We start from the raw sequence: 14,810 nt of genomic DNA, 5'->3' as shown, positions 1-14,810 counted from the left end.
GACGCCCTGCCCTACCTGCCGCTCGCGGACGCCCTGCGCGGCGCCGCCGAGGCCGGCGGTCCGGTCGGCCCGGCCGTCACGGCCCGTCCCGCGCTGCGGCGGCTGCTGCCCGGCGACGAGGCGGGCCCGGCGGAGGAGACCACCGGGGGCCTCGCCCAGCAGCGCCTGTTCGGGTCGGTGCTCGACATGCTGTCGGAGGTGGCCGGGCGGCAGCCGGTCCTGTTCGTGTTCGAGGACCTGCACTGGGCCGACCGCTCGACCCGCGACCTGCTGGTCTTCCTCACCCGCATGCTGCAGCGCGAGCGGGTCTGCCTCGTCGGCACCTACCGGACCGACGACCTGCACCGCCGCCACCCGCTGCGCCCGGTCCTGGCCGAGCTGCGGCGGCTGCCGCTGGTCACCTCCGTCGAACTGCCGCCGCTCGGCGACGACGACATGGCGGAGTATCTCGCCACCCTCGACCGGTACGGCGAGGGCCCCGCGGGACCGGTGGCGGGACGCGGCCTGACGACCGTGATCGAGCGTGCCGGGGGCAACCCGTTCTTCGCCGAGGAACTCCTGGCGGCCGGCGCGGAACGGGCGCGGCTGCCGGGAACGCTGGCCGACCTGCTGCTCGCCCGGGTGGAGACCCTGTCGGACACCGCCCGCCAGGTGCTGCGGGTCGCCGCGGTGGCCGGCCGCCGAGTCGGCCACGACCTGCTGCGCGACGCGACCGGGCTCGGCGACCTGCCGCTGGAGGACGCGCTGCGCGAGATCGTCTCGCGGCGGCTGCTCACGGCGGGCAGCGACGGCTACACGTTCCGGCACGCGCTCCTCCAGGAGGCCGTCTACGACGACCTGCTGCCGGGCGAGCGGACCCGTCTGCACATCGCGTTCGCCGCGCTGCTCGCCGGACGCGGCGGCGCCCCCGCCGAACTGGCCCATCACCACCTCGCCGGGCACGACCTGCCGGGCGCGCTGCGCGCGTCGGTGGAGGCCGGACGGCTGGCCGCCGGGCTCGGCGCGCCGGCGGAGGCGCACCGGCACTTCGAGCGGGCGCTGGAGGTCTGGGACCAGGTGCCGGAGGCCGAACGGCTCGCCGGGGAGAGCCGGGCGAGGATCGCGCTGGCCAGCGCCGCGGCGGCGGCCGCGGGCGGCGACTACCACCGGGCGGCGGAGCAGGTGCGGCGGCTGCGCCGCGAGGCGAGCGACCCTGTCCTTGTCGCCGAGACCGGCGAGCGGCTCTCGTACTACCTGGCGGACGCAGGCGGCGACGAGGCCGAGGCGATCGAGGCCGCCCGGGAGGCGGTGGACCTCGCGCCGCACAGCCCGCTGCTCGCCAGGGCCCTGGCCACCTACGCCCGCGCCCTGTCCCGGCAGTACCGCTTCGAGGAGGGGGCGGCGACCGCGTCCAGGGCGCTGGAGGTGGCGCAGGCGACCGGCGCCCGCGACGCCGAGGCCAGCGCCCTCGTCTCGCTCGCCCTGATCGAGGAGGAATTCGGGAGCAGCGTCGAGCAGGCCGTCGACCTGCTCACTCGCGCCACCCGCCGCCCCTCGGGCGACCTGTCCATCGACCTGCGGGCGCGCTTCAACCTCGCCCGCATCCATTACGAGAACGGCGCCCTCGCCGTGGCCGCCCGCATCACCGAGGACGGCGTACGGCTGGCCGGGGAGACCGGGCTCACCTGGAGCACGTTCGGCACGGACCTGCGCTTCCTGCACTACCTGGTGCACTACGCGGACGGCGACTGGGACACCGCGGAACGGCTGGCGGGAGGGTTCGGCGTCCGGGTCGGCACCCGGGCCGAGGCCCAGCTGTCGTCGTTCGCCCTCTTCGTCGAGGTGGGCCGGGGACGCACGGGCGCCGACGAGAGACTGCGGTGGCTGTCCCGCTTCTGGCCCGACGTGCTGGTCGCTTACATGGCACGCGGCATGGCGGCCGAGCAGGCGCTGTGGCGCGGCGACCCGCACACCGCGCTCGACCACGTCGATGCGATCGTCGCGGCGCTCGAGCCGTTCGATCCCAGTGTGATCCGCATCGCGGCCACCGGTCTGTGGGCGCTGGCCGATCTCGGCAGGACCGGCGAGCCCTGCGACGACCTGCTGCGGCGGGCGCGGTGGGCGGCGGAGAACGGGCCGAACGGCCCGCGCGCCCGGCTGGGTCCGGAAGGGCTCGCCTGGCTGGCCCGTGCGGAGGCCGAATGGCACCGCGCCCACGGCACGGCCGGCCCGGAGGTGTGGCGGCGCGCCACCGAGGCCTTCGGCTTCGGTTTCGTCTACGAGGAGGCGCGGTCGCGGTGGCGCCTGCCGAGAGCTCGCTGCGGGCGGGCGACCGCGGCGGCGGCCCGCGCCGAGTGGGAGCGCGCGGTGCGCGTCGCCGCCGAGCTGGAAGCCCGGCCACTCCTGGAGACGCTCAGGGCGGTCGGGGCGCGGGCCGGGTTCCCCGATCCGACGGCGACCACCCCCCACGACCACCTCCACGGTCTCCCCCGCCACCCGCGACGGCGGCGCGCGGGAGACGGCCGCCCGTGAGCCGTCGGGGGCCGCGCGGGAATCGGAGCGGCTGGCCGTGCTCACCGCGCGCGAGCGGGAGGTGCTGGCCCATGTCGCGGGCGGCCTGGCCAACCGGGAGATCGGCGAGCGGCTGTTCATCTCGCAGAAGACGGTGAGCGTGCACGTCTCGAACATCCTGGCCAAGCTCGGCGTGACCAGCCGCACCCAGGCCGCCGCGGTCGCCCTCCAGGAGGGGCTGTCGCCGAGCGCCGCGGACGGAAATACTGTGTAATCGAGGCTCGGCACCAGCAACAATTCCGGAGGTCAGCGGTGGCTCGGCAGATCGTTTCCGTCGTCGCGGGTGAGGAGCTCTCTTCTGGCACGCCGTACGAGTCGGTCAACCCGGCGCGGCCCGCGGAGACCGTGGCGACCGTCCTGCTCGCCGGCGCGGACGACTTCGCCGGCGCCTGCCGTTCCGCGGCGGCCGCCCAGCGGGAGTGGGCGCGCGTCCCCTCGCCGGTGCGGGGACGGGTGATCGCCTCGGTCGGCCGCCTGGTCGAGGCCAACACCGAGGCGCTGGCCCGGCTGGTCACCGAGGAGATCGGCAAGCCGTACGCCGAGGCGCTGGGCGAGGTCCGCGAGATCGTGGACACCTGCGACTTCTTCCTGGGCGAGGGTCGCCGCCTCTACGGGCAGACCGTGCCGTCGGAGATGCCCGACAAGAGCCTGTTCACCTTCCGCGTCCCGGTCGGCGTGGCGGCGGTCGTGACGGCGGGCAACTTCCCGGTGGCCGTGCCCTCGTGGTATCTGGTTCCGGCGCTGCTGTGCGGCAACGCGGTGGTGTGGAAGCCCGCGGAGTACGCCGCGGCCTCCGCGCACGCGCTCTACCGGCTGTTCGCGGCGGCCGGGCTGCCCGACGGCGTGCTCAACATCGTCTTCGCCGACGGCGGCCAGACGTACGAGGGTCTCGACCGCGCGCTCGGCGAGGGCACCGTGCAGAAGGTCGGCTTCACCGGGTCGAGCGCGGTCGGCCGGCCGTCGGCGAGCTGTGCGGGCGGCACCTGCAGTCGCCCTGCCTGGAGCTCGGCGGCAAGAACCCGATGGTCGTCATGCCGGACGCCGACCTCGACCTCGCCGCCGAGGGCGCCCTGTTCTCGGGCTTCGGCACCGCCGGGCAGCGGTGCACGTCCCTCGGCACGGTCATCGTCCACGAGGACGTCCACGACGAGTTCCTGCGCCGGTTCACCGCCGCCGTGCGCGACGCGAAGATCGGCGACCCGAACGGCGACGTGCTGTACGGCCCGCTGCTCGACCACAAGTTCGCCGAGCGATACGAGGAGTACCTGGGCTGGATCCAGCCGCACCACACCGTGCTGCCGGGCCCGGTCGGCCGGATGGAGGGCGAGGGACTCTACTACCACCCCGTGGTGGTGGACGGCGTCCGTCCCGGCGACCGGCTGTTCCTGGAGGAGACATTCGGTCCGATCGTGGGCGTGACGACGTTCTCCACCCTCGACGAGGCGATCGACCTGGCCAACCGGCCGGGGTACGGCCTGTCGTCGTCCATCTACACCACCGACCCGAAGGCGGTGTTCCGGTTCCGCGAGGGCGTCTCGGCCGGCATGGTCAGCGTCAACAACTCCACCTCAGGCGCGGAGGCCCACCTGCCGTTCGGCGGGAACGGCAAGTCGGGCAACGGCAGCAGGCAGAGCGGCATGTGGGTGCTCGACCAGTTCACCCGCTGGCAGGCGATGAACTGGGACTACTCGGGCCGCCTGCAGAAGGCCCAGATGGACGTGGCGGAGATCACGCCCGATCTGGGCTTCCGGATCTGACCCGGAGGACCGCGTGCCGCCCGGCGACCCGCGGTCCTGACACGCGCGGGCACGCCGCCCGGCAGGTGCTCCCGGTCAGCGCCGGCCCCGGAAGGTGCGCCGCAGGTCGTCCACCCATTCGCCCGGGATCTCCCAGGGGATGAAGTGGCCGCCGCGGTCGTGGGCGTTGAGGTTGACGAGGTTGTACCAGCCGGCCCGGTCGCCGTCGAGGTAGTGCCGCACACGCTGGTCCGTGCTCACGCCGGGCGGGTTTTCGTGAGCGACGAACGTGAGGCCGGTGGGGGCCTCGACGGCCGGCTGCCGGTCGTGGGACGGAGTCCACGGATAGCGGTTGTTGTTGGCGTAGGTCCTGATCGAGGTGCCGATCGAGTTGGTCACCCAGAAGATCATGGCGTGGGTGAGCAGGTCGTCCTTGGTGAAGACGGTTTCGACGTCGCCGCCGTTGTCGCTCCAGTTCGTCCAGCGCTCCAGCATCCAGGCAAGCATTCCGGCGGGTGAGTCGGACAGCCCGTGGGCGAGCGTGCTCGGGGCGAGCATGTGCGCGGCGAGGTGGACGGCGAACCGCCTGTCCAGCGCGACGACCTGGGCGTGGACGTCGGCGGGCAGGCCGTCGGGGATGGGCCTGCCTCCGCTGAAGTCCCAGGCCCGGTCGCCGTTGAAAAACGTGAGCTTCTGGCCCGACCCGATGTGAATGGCGTGCAGCTCACCGGCGTACTTGTGGCCGAGCTGTCCGGTCACCAGGGCTCCGACGTCGCAACCCGCCGCGCCGTACCTCTCGTAGCCGAGGATCCGGGTCATCAGCGTGTGCCAGAGGTCGGCGACCTTCCAGAAGTTCATGTCCGGGCGGTTCGGCAGCGGGGTGGAGAACCCGAAGCCGGGGAACGAGGGCACGATCACGTCGAACGCCTCGGCCGGGTCGCCGCCGTACGCACCGGGGTCGGCCAGCGGATCGACGACCTTGGACCAGTGCCAGAACGTCCAGGGCCAGCCGTGCGTGAGGATCAGCGGCGTGGGGTCGGGACCGGCGCCGGGCCTGCGCATAAAGTGCACCGGGACACCCTCGACCTCGACCCGGTAGTGCTCGTAGGCGTTGATGGCGGCCTCGGCCGCCCGCCAGTCGTACCCGTCGCGCCAGTAGTCGACGAGCTCCCGCAGGTAGACGGCGCTCACGCCGTAGCGCCAGTCGTCGTTGCCCGCGTCGTCGGGCAGGCGGGTCAGCTCCAGGCGCCGCCGCAGGTCGGCGAGCACGTCGTCCGGCACGTGGATCGGCGCGGGTTCCAGAGGGAACGGGCGGGTCGCGGCGGACGGGGTGGTCGTGGGGCTCATCGTCATCTCCTCGCACTGTCGCGCGGCGTGTCCGCGCCGGGGTCCGTGCCGGGGGCGGTGCCGGGGCCGCTGTGCAGTTCGACCATGCGGGCCAGCGCGGGCAGCGCCGCGGCGATGGCCGCCCGCTCCGCCTCGGTGAGCAGGTCGGCGAGCTCGGAGAGCCGGGCCATGCGCTCGGCGCGCCGTCCGTCCACGATCGCGGCGCCCGCGGCCGTGACGTGGACGAGGACCGCCCGGCCGTCCGACGGATCCGGGTGGCGCTCCACCAGGCCCTCGCGCTCCAGCTTGGTCACCATCTGGGTGATCGCCGACTGGGTGACCTGTTCGCTGCCGGCGAGTTCGGTGAGCCGCTTGGGGCCGTCGCCCGCCAGCGTGTGGAGCACGGACAGGGTCGTGAAGCTCAGCCGCCGCTCCGCGGGCAGCCGGATGTGCATCCGGGTGAAGTCTTCGAGCACGCGGGTCAGGCGGGCGATGCTCAGCGCGGCGTTCTCGGGCACGCGGGAACTATATCAGAAACTTAATTAAGTTACTGAAGCGAATGATCCCTGGAAAACGCCGATCCCCGGCGGGCACGGCCCACCGGGGGATCGGATCACAGGGTGTCTCAGGCCTCCGGGCCTCGCCTGCCGTCGTAGCCGAGCAGCCGCATCGCGACCTCGGGGTCCATGGCCGCCGCGAGCAACTGCGCTCGTTCGGCCGCCCGGTCTCTGGCCTCCTCGGCCCGCCGCCGCCCCGCCTGGTGGGAGCGGACCAGCAGGACCGCGACCGCGATGCCGCCGATCACCGCGACCAGCGCGACGGCGAGCAGGACGGCCGTGCCGGCGGGCACGCCCCCGACCGCGGCGGCGCCCCCGGCGCCGGCCACCCCCCGCGGCGAGGCGAACAGCAACACCCCCAGCAGCGTGAGCAGCACCACCGCCACGACGACGCCGACGACGGCCCACAGCGCGCCGTACGACGTGCGAGGCGGCGCGGTGGCCGACATCCCGGGCAGCGGGGCCGGAGAGAGCGGTGGCTGCGTGCCGTTCCACGGCACGAAGTCCGGCTGCGCCACCCCCGGCTGCGCCGCCGGGGCGTGCCCGTTCCCGCCGGCCAGGCCGTTCGGCGCCGGGGCGACCAGCACCGGCGCGCCACCGCCCGAGGACGCCGCCACGACCGACGCCTCGATCACCCGCGCCCGGGGCAGCGGAAGCTCGACCGGGACCTCGCTGTGCGCCTTGTGGGCCGCCACCGCGGCCGTGTGGTACGCCTCGATCTCCTCGTAGAACTCGTCGGAGGTGTAGACGGTGCCGTCGATCAGCGGGCCCATCCTGCCCTCGATGACCGCGACCACGTCGTCGCCGTTGAGCGTCTTGTGCTGTTCCAACGCGTGCGCGACCGACAGCACCTCGCGGCGGTTCTCGCGCAGCAGCTCGGCCGTCTTCTCCAGCAGCCGGCTGAGGTTGAACTCGATCCGCTCGGGGAGCATGTCGGGCACCATCTCGTCGCGCCGGCCCGCCGGAGTGCCGGTGAAGCCGATGCCGCCGCCCCCGGGCTGCGGCTGGGCCGCCTTGCCCTCACGCAGGCCGAGCTCCTGCAGGGCGGGCAGCGAGGCCACCCCGATGCCCATCCCCCAGTGGGCCTCCATCAGCCCGGTGATCGCGGTCGCGCTCTGCAGGTCGCCGGAGACGCCCGAGGAGTTGTCCTCGCCGAAGAACATCCGCTCCCCCGCCAGCGAGGCGAGGGACACCATGATGTCGGCCTCGTACTCCGACTTCCACCGGGTGAACTGGTCCTCCGGCTTGATGCTGGCCACCATGCCGAGGTAGTCGGCGCCCTTCTCGATCGTCGCCAGGTCGATCTCCAGGTGGTGGCGGGTGCGGTAGGCGGCGACAGCGTGGCACGCCTCGTGCACCGCGACCGCGTGCCGCTCACGCTCGATGTACTCGACGTCCTCCGGCGGCCCGAGCTGCTTGAGCCGCTTGGCCCGCATGACGTCCGACCAGGTGATGGTCTCCCGGCCGTCCCGGATCGCGGTGATCAGCGACTCGTTGACCAGGTCCTTGATCGTCGCACCGGTGGCGTACGGCGTGATCGTGGCGAGCTTGTCGATCTGCTCGTCGGTGAGCTGGTGGCTGACCTTGTCGAAGTAGCCCTTGTACGTGCGGATCCGGCCCGCCTTGGAGGGGTAGCCGACTTTGTAGATGCGGTCGATGCGGCCGGGCCGCAGCAGCGCCTCGTCCAGGGCCTCGGGCAGGTTGGTGGCCATCATGATGAGGATGCGGTACTTCGGCGGCGGCTTGGGCCGCATGCCGAGCAGCCTGCGCACGTAGCGGTTGACGAAGCCGCGCGGCTTCTTCAGTCCGGAGATCTCGGTGAGCAGCGCCTCCAGCGTGCCCATGCCGCCACCGCCGCCGCCCATGCCCGCGCCGTACACGATGCGGTTGACGAAGGCGCCGGTGCGCGGCATCCGCGGAGGCGCGGCCTCGGCGGCCGGGCCGCGGCGTGACGGCCGAGCACGGTACGCGTGTGCGGGTCGAGGTAGGCGAAGCCGTTGCAGCCGGAGTCCTCGAACGGCGCAGGCACCGACCTGCCCCAGCCGCCGGGCCCGCCCTGCGCGAGGGCGCCGCGGTTGCCGAGCGAGTCGGCCTCGTCGAAGAACACGATGACGCCGCCGTACCGCAGAGCCAGCTTGCGCAGCTTGCGGAACAGCGACTTGACCTTCAGGACGCCGACGCCGAAGAACATGTTGATGAACGCGCCGGGGTCGACGAACACGTACGGCTTGCCGGTGGAGCCGGCGACGGCCTCGGCCATCAGCGTCTTGCCGGTGCCGGGCGGGCCCCACAGCAGGATGCCGCTGGGCACGTAACCGCCCCTGGCCTCGATCTCGTCCGGCTTCTCCAGGAAGACGATGTTCTCCTTGACCCGCTCGACGACGTGGTCCTGGCCCCAGACGTCCGAGAAGCGCGTCTTGATGTCGTCGGGGTAGTAGACGTCGACGCCGCCCCGCGACAGGAACCAGAAGATCGCCACGAACTGCCCGACGGCGACCACCATGATCAGCACGAGCTGCAGGACCATGGGGAGGAAGCCCCACACGGTGGCCGGCACGCTGTACAGCGCCTCGAGCGGCGAGACCTGCTGCACCTTGCCCAGCACCAGCGCGATGACCGCGATCCAGACGACCCACTTGATCGCGCGGGCGATGCGGTAGCGGTTCCAGTCGTTGAACCTGCTGTGGGTCCAGCGGTTCCAGCCGCCGAAGACCTTCTGCGTCCAGAACCGGTGGTAGCCCGCCGAGCGCTCACTGATCAGGAAGTGGATCTGCCGGACCACCTCGATGCCCGCCAGCCACAGCACCCAGGACGCGTCCCGGACGGTCATCACGAAGGCGTCATAGAGGGAGATGATGCCCTCGTACGTCGCGATCTGGTTCCAGAGCAGCACGCCGAACGCGACGGCGAGCAGGATCAGGAACTTGGTGCGGTCCCACAGCGGCAGACGTTTCCTGGTGACGGGGTCGCGGTCCACCGGACCCGACCCCGGCTCGCGAAGCCCCTCGTGGTGCTTCGGTGGGAGGGCCGTGCTCATATGAGGGGCTCCTTCACGGGTTGATGAGGTGCTTGACCTTGAAGGACTTGACGACGGTGGCGATCTCCGCGGCGCGCTTCTTGTAGCACGCGGGTGTGCAGCGGATCAGAAGAGTGGAGACCGTCGTCCCGTCGGCCGACAGGTAGGCGGTCTTGTCGAACGTCTGCACCGGCCCGTCCAGCAGGCTGTAGTTGAAGACGCTGTGCACTCCCCGCACGCCGTCCGTGACCGGCAGCACCTCGTCGTCCAGCAACTCGAAGCCCGACAGGCCTTGCGCCTCCAATTGCTGCCTCTGCTCCTTGGGCAGCACCACCGGCATGAGAGCGGAGTTGCGCAGATCGTTGAGCGACACCGCGTTCTGCGCGTCCTCACTGAGCTTCTCCACCTTGGCGAACACGAACGGCTCGTCTTCGGCTCCGGCCGCGCCCTGCAGCAGATGCCCGAGGGACGGATTGGCGTGAGCGTCGAAGGCCGTCGTCCACACCGCCTGCTTCGCGAGTTGCGCGGTAGCCGACTCGGCGTCGCCCAAGAACTCCTTGTCGAGGGTCTTCTGGTCGATCTGCCGCCATGACGCGGGGACCTTGAAGTAGGTGCCGCCAGAATCGTCGCGTACGTAGGTGTATTCGGGGCCGGCACAGCCGGACAGCAAGGAGGCGGCCACCGCCGCCCCCACGACCGTTCCCACCACCCCGGTCCTTACCCGCGGTCTTTCCACCAGGGCCCAACCTCCGCTTTGCGGGTCTACGAGGTAGTAGTGCCCGTTTTCCAACTATCCCTCTCAACGGTAAATCTGCGATGGGCCGGAAAACTAGACCGAATCTTTCTCGGATCTTGGCTCTTCCTGTTATACGGAGGCTGCTCGCGTCGTCCGGCCGGCATCGGCACCCGCCCCCGGTGGCCCTCCTGAAGGCGATACCCAATGGACGACCGGCGAAAGCAGGGAAGACCCACGCGGTGAGATCGACGGGTGTCGGATGAGCAGATGATGTAACACCTGACTGCCTCGAACACGACAACTTGATGCATGCCGTCAGGAATCACCGTGGGAAGGCTGGCGCACATGAAGCAGGTCTACGAAGAAGACGGCACCGGCGAGGGGCCGGACGGCTTCTTCGGAGTGACGGCGGAGCGCATGTTCTCCGAGGTGTGGTCCCGGCAGGTCCTCACGGTCAGGGAACGGCGGTTGCTGCTGCTCGGCCTGCTCGTCGGCCAGGACATGGACGACATGCTCGAACTGCACCTCGACACCGCCCTGCGCTCGGGCGAGCTGACCCCGGCCGAACTGCGCGAGACGGTCGTGTTCCTCACCCTGTACGCCGGGTGGCCCCGCGCCGCCCGGCTCAGCGCGAAGGTGGAGGAGCTCATCAGCAGAACCGCCGAGCTGTGACCGCCGCCACCGGGCCGGACGAGCGGACCGGACGAGTGGGCCGTGCGGTGGGTACGCTGCCGTCATGCCCACCGCACTCATCACCGGCGCGACCGCCGGGATCGGCGCCGCCTTCGCGCGCCGCCTGGCCGCCGACGGATTCTCCCTGGTCCTGGTGGCTCGCGACGAGGAGCGGCTCGCCGCCTCCGCCGAAGCCCTGCACAAGCGGTACGGCATGCCGGTCGAGCCGCTGTGCGCCGACCTGGCCACCGAGGAGGGGATGGCGGCGGCCGAGGAGCGGCTGCGCTCCGGCATCGACCTGCTGGTCAACAACGCCGGGTTCGGGCACCACGGCGGCTTCCTGGACACCCCTGTGGAGGACGAGGTCCGGATGCTGCGGCTGCACTGCGAAGCCGTGCTGCGGCTGACCCGGGCGGCCCTGCCGTACATGATCTCCAAGAGGCGGGGCGGGGTGATCAACGTGGCCTCGGTCGCGGCGTTCCTCCCCGGCGGCACCTACAGCGCCACGAAGTCGTGGGTGGTGAACTACAGCGCCTCGGCCGCCAACATGGTCAACCGGCACGGCGTGCGGGTGATGGCGCTGTGCCCGGGGTTCGTGCGCACCGAGTTCCACGACCGGGCCAAGCTCGACATGTCCGGCCTGCCGCCCTTCGCGTGGCTGTCGGCCGACCGCGTCGCCGCCGACGCGATGCGCGACCTGGCCCGCGGGGCCTGGGTGAGCGTCCCGTCGGCCCGCTACAAGGCGGTCGCGGCGCTCGTCAGGCTCATGCCGCTCAACCTGGTCGGCCGCATGGCGCGGCTGCGCTACCGCTGAGTCACAGACGTTCGACGTTGGGGCCGCGGCAGCGGCCCCGGGTGTCGAAGACGAACCGGCCGGCCCGCTGGACCAGGTCGTAGTCGTAGCAGTCCTGCCCGCCGAGCACGACGACCGCGTCGGCCCTGGCCAGCTCGGCGGCGTCCGGCTCGACGATCTCGACCCCGGCCGGTACGACGAGGTCCTCCGCCATGGGGTCGGCGGCCCGCACCCGGGCGCCGAGCCGGCACAGCGTCTTGGCGACCTCGACCGGCGACAGTCCGAGCAGCAGGATCCTGCTGCCCCTGATCGAGCGGCACCTGCGGTTGAGCGCGAGGCAGAGCCGGTCCACGACATGGGCGGGCATGTGCGCGTTGACGTCGTTGGCCGCCTCGACCAGCCGGAATCCCCGCCCGACGCCGCGCCGGATCCCCCACGGCAGGTACGCCACGTCGAGCGGCAGGCAGGAGTCCTCGAGCCCGGGGCAGGGTGCCACGGCGGCATGCTGGAAGGGCGTGGTGGCGGCGGCCTCGACCGCCTCCCACACGTCGACGCCGAGGTGCGCGGCGAAGATCGACAGCTCGTTCGCCAGGGCCGCGCCGACGTGCGCGCGGGCGCTCTCCAGCAGCGCGCACAGCTCCGACACCCGGGGCGAGGAGACCGGGACGGTCTCCCGCACGAGCCTGGCGTAGAAGTCCATCACCGCCCGCAGCGAGGCCGGGCCGACGCCCGAGACGACCTTGGGCGTGTTGCCGAGCCGCCAGCGCGGGTTGCCCGGCTCGGCCCGGTGCGGGCTGTGGCCGAGGTGGAAGTCGTCCCCGGCGCGCAGTCCCGATCCCCGTTCGAGCAGCGGCCGTACGAACTCCTCCGTGGTGCCGGGATAAGCGGTGCCCTCCAGCACCACGGTCGCCCCCGGCCGCAGGAACGGGGCGATCCGGCCGGCGGCCGAGCCGAGCGGGCCGAGGTCGGGCGCGCCGTTCCGCATCCGCACGGGCGAGGTGAGCACGCAGACGTCGAACCCGGAGGCGTCGGCCGCGTCGGCGCTGGCGGCGTACCGGCCGGAGGCGTGCGCGGCGGCCAGCGCGCCCGCGCCGACGCCCTCGGCACACGGCTCCCCCGCGTTCAGCCGCTTGACCCGCCACTCGTCCTCGTCGAGGCCGACGACGCGGAACCCGGCCTCCACGGCCCGCATCGCCAGGGGCAGCCCGGCCGGGCCCTGGCCCACGACCACCAGCTTCTCCGCCACGCTACGAACTGTAGGAGCGACCCCACCGCCGCCCCCGGGATTGGCGGACGGGACGGCTGTAAGGCTTGGGTACGGATAGGGAAAAGTCTCTTCCGGCGGCGTCCGGGCGACCCGTCGGCGGTGGGACCGCGGACTAGCTTCTCCGACATGATCAGGGAGGAGCCAGCATGAAACCGGACGACCGGATTCGTGTCATGGAGATAATCGCCCGGATGAACGTGAGCGGTCCCGCCACCCAGGTCACGGGGTTGTGCGAGCGGCTCAGCCCGGTGGAGTTCGACCACCGCCTGTACACCGGGTACGTCGACGGCGGCGAAGGCGACCACCTGCAGCTTCGCGACGTGACGATTCCGGTCCACCGGGTGCCGGGCCTCGGCCGCGCGATCAAACCCGCCGACGACTACCGGGCCCTGTTCCGGCTGGCGAACGCGATGCGCGAGTTCAGGCCGCACATCGTGCACACCAGGACCACCAAGGCGGGCGCGCTCGGCCGCCTCGCGGTGCGGCTGTCGGGCGTCGGGGCGGCCCGGGTGCACAGCTACCACGGCCACCTCCTCGACGGACAGCTCTCCCGCCTGCGGCGGCCGTCTACGTCCGCACCGAGCGCCGGCTGGCGAGGATGACCGACCGCCTCGTCACGGTCGGCGCCCGGGTGCGCGACGACCTCCTCGCGGCCGGGATCGGCCGGCCCGAGCAGTACGTCGTCATCCCGCCCGGCGTCGGGCTCGCCCCGCTGCCCGATCGCACCCGGGCCCGCGCCGCGCTGGGCGTCCCACTGGACGCGCCGGTCGTGGCCTACGTCGGCCGGTTGAAGAAGGCCAAGCGGCCCGACCGGCTCGCGGAGGTCGCCAAGGCGGTCCTCGCCCGGCTGCCCGGCGCCCGGTTCCTCGTCTGCGGCAGCGGCGAACTGAAGGAGGAGGTGGAGCGGGCCGTCATGCCGATGTGGGACTCCTTCCGGCTGCTCGGCTGGCGGCGCGACGTCGAGACCGTGTACGCCGCGGCCGACGTGGTGCTGCTCACCTCCGACAGCGAGGGCACGCCGCTGGCGCTCGTGGAGGCCGGCATGGCGGGCCTGCCGGTGGTGGCCACGCGGGTCGGCAGCGTTCCCGAGGTCGTCATGGACCACCGCACCGGGTTCCTGACCGAGCCGGACGCCGACGAGATGGCCGACCACGTCGTACGGCTGCTGGTGGACCCCGGCCTGGCCCGGCGGATGGGCGAGTCGGCCCGCGCGTGGACCGGGCGGGCGTTCTGCGTGGACCGGCTGGTGGCCGACACCGAGGCCCTCTACCGGGCGCTGCGCGGCGCGACGCGGTCGGAGGTGGGCAGCCGATGACGCCCCTTCCGGCGCTGGCCCCCGCGCTCGCGGGAGCGGCCGCCTGCCTGCTCGCCACCGCGGGCCTGCGCCCGGTGCGCCGTACGATCCCCTACCTGGGCGGGGTGACGCTGGCGGCGGCCACGGCGGCGGGCACGATGACGGCCCTGGGCTCGCCGGACCGGAGGGTGAGCGCGGTCCTGCTGGCCGCCGCAGCGGTGGCGCTGCTCGGACTGATCGCGGACGTGGGCGCGCTGCCGCTCGTCACGCGGCTCATCGTGGAGTCGGTGGCGGCGGGCGGGGTCGTGATGTGCGGCGTGCAGGTGACGCTGACGGGCGACTGGCTGGACGGCCCGGTCAGCGTGATGTGGATCGTCGCGCTGACCAACGCGTACGGGCTGCTCGACCGGCTCGGCGGCGCGCTGGCCGCGGTCGCCGCCGTCACCGGCGCGTTCCTCGCCGGGACGGCGCTCGTGCTGGGCGACCCGTTCCTCGCGGTGCTCGCCGCCGCCCTGGCCGGGGCGTGCCTCGGCGCCCTCCCGTACGGCAGGGCGCGGGGCAGGGTGCGGCTCGGGCCGTCCGGCTCGCTGTTCGCCGGGTTCGTCCTGACCTGCACGGCAGCCGGGCTGACGGCCGGACGCGGCCCGGCCGTGGTCGCGTCCGGGCTGCTGCTGCCGGCGCTGGCGGCCATCGTGGGGGCCGGGGCGGTACGCCGTCCACCGGCCGCGGCGCGGCGCGAGGTGGCCGGCGGGGCCGGCGCGCAAGGCGGCGCCCGCCCTGTGCGGTCGTCTCGGCCGGCACCGGGGACGGCCGGGCTCGCGGTCGGCGCTCGGCTGGGTGCCCGGCGGGAGCCCACGGCCGCG

At 72.8% G+C, this 14,810-nt stretch carries 12 protein-coding genes and 2 pseudogenes; 8 read left to right on the top strand and 6 right to left on the bottom strand.

The annotated features are described in order from the left end of the window. The 3 genes and pseudogenes from B1L11_RS53315 to B1L11_RS55615 all read left to right on the top strand — a co-directional run. Positions 1-2,511: AAA family ATPase (locus B1L11_RS53315; protein ID WP_079320747.1), on the top strand; the 2,511-nt coding region annotated here is incomplete at its 5' end. Positions 2,512-2,548: 37 nt separating this feature from the next. Beyond that, complete coding sequence (locus tag B1L11_RS54375; RefSeq protein WP_306291778.1) at positions 2,549-2,764, top strand: response regulator transcription factor; 216 nt, start codon at positions 2,549-2,551, stop codon at positions 2,762-2,764. Between the two features lie 38 nt (positions 2,765-2,802). Further along, a pseudogene (locus tag B1L11_RS55615) lies at positions 2,803-4,307 on the top strand (aldehyde dehydrogenase family protein). 75 nt (positions 4,308-4,382) lie between these two features. On the opposite strand, the gene B1L11_RS41945 reads toward B1L11_RS55615, so the two are convergent. From B1L11_RS41945 to B1L11_RS41930, 5 genes are all read right to left on the bottom strand, one after another. Then, entirely contained in the window at positions 4,383-5,633 is a 1,251-nt protein-coding gene (locus B1L11_RS41945) for an epoxide hydrolase family protein (protein WP_079320746.1), read from the bottom strand. 2 nt (positions 5,634-5,635) lie between these two features. Further along, positions 5,636-6,130, bottom strand: a complete 495-nt coding sequence (locus B1L11_RS41940; protein WP_256863359.1) for a MarR family winged helix-turn-helix transcriptional regulator — start codon at positions 6,128-6,130, stop codon at positions 5,636-5,638. A 107-nt stretch (positions 6,131-6,237) separates the two neighbouring features. Next, on the bottom strand, positions 6,238-8,082 hold the full coding sequence (locus tag B1L11_RS46205; protein ID WP_143737937.1) for an AAA family ATPase: 1,845 nt from the start codon (positions 8,080-8,082) through the stop codon (positions 6,238-6,240). Continuing rightward, positions 7,971-9,206 carry an AAA family ATPase gene (locus B1L11_RS46200; protein ID WP_143737936.1) on the bottom strand — a complete coding sequence of 412 codons (1,236 nt, stop codon included), beginning with the start codon at positions 9,204-9,206 and terminating at the stop codon, positions 7,971-7,973. Before B1L11_RS46200 ends, B1L11_RS46205 begins: the two co-directional genes overlap by 112 nt. Before the next feature lie 13 nt (positions 9,207-9,219). Then, positions 9,220-9,891, bottom strand: a complete 672-nt coding sequence (locus tag B1L11_RS41930) for a hypothetical protein (RefSeq protein WP_143737935.1) — start codon at positions 9,889-9,891, stop codon at positions 9,220-9,222. A 357-nt stretch (positions 9,892-10,248) separates the two neighbouring features. Between B1L11_RS41930 and B1L11_RS41925 the strand changes: the two genes are divergently transcribed. Continuing rightward, positions 10,249-10,593, top strand: coding sequence for a carboxymuconolactone decarboxylase family protein (locus tag B1L11_RS41925; protein WP_256863358.1), 345 nt, complete (start codon positions 10,249-10,251; stop codon positions 10,591-10,593). Positions 10,594-10,657: 64 nt separating this feature from the next. Next, positions 10,658-11,407 carry an SDR family oxidoreductase gene (locus B1L11_RS41920; protein ID WP_079320743.1) on the top strand — a complete coding sequence of 250 codons (750 nt, stop codon included), beginning with the start codon at positions 10,658-10,660 and terminating at the stop codon, positions 11,405-11,407. Position 11,408: 1 nt separating this feature from the next. On the opposite strand, the gene B1L11_RS41915 is transcribed toward B1L11_RS41920, so the two are convergent. After that, on the bottom strand, positions 11,409-12,632 hold the full coding sequence (locus tag B1L11_RS41915) for a nucleotide sugar dehydrogenase (RefSeq protein ID WP_079320742.1): 1,224 nt from the start codon (positions 12,630-12,632) through the stop codon (positions 11,409-11,411). A gap of 167 nt (positions 12,633-12,799) precedes the next feature. Here B1L11_RS41915 and B1L11_RS53300 point away from each other — a divergent pair, with 167 nt between their 5' ends. From B1L11_RS53300 to B1L11_RS41905, 3 genes and pseudogenes are all read left to right on the top strand, one after another. After that, positions 12,800-13,255 (top strand): glycosyltransferase, encoded by a 456-nt coding sequence (locus B1L11_RS53300; RefSeq protein WP_256863357.1) that lies wholly within the window; start codon positions 12,800-12,802, stop codon positions 13,253-13,255. Further along, on the top strand, positions 13,252-13,968 hold the full coding sequence (locus B1L11_RS53295) for a glycosyltransferase family 4 protein (RefSeq protein WP_256863356.1): 717 nt from the start codon (positions 13,252-13,254) through the stop codon (positions 13,966-13,968). The genes B1L11_RS53300 and B1L11_RS53295 overlap by 4 nt, the downstream gene beginning before the upstream one ends. Then, positions 13,965-14,810: pseudogene (locus B1L11_RS41905) on the top strand (hypothetical protein); the annotation flags it as partial. The gene B1L11_RS53295 and the pseudogene B1L11_RS41905, both read left to right, overlap by 4 nt.

Origin of the sequence: Microbispora sp. GKU 823 (genome assembly GCF_002027145.1) — a bacterium.
Taxonomy (GTDB): domain Bacteria; phylum Actinomycetota; class Actinomycetes; order Streptosporangiales; family Streptosporangiaceae; genus Microbispora; species Microbispora siamensis.
This window is presented reverse-complemented; position numbering and strand designations above follow the sequence as displayed.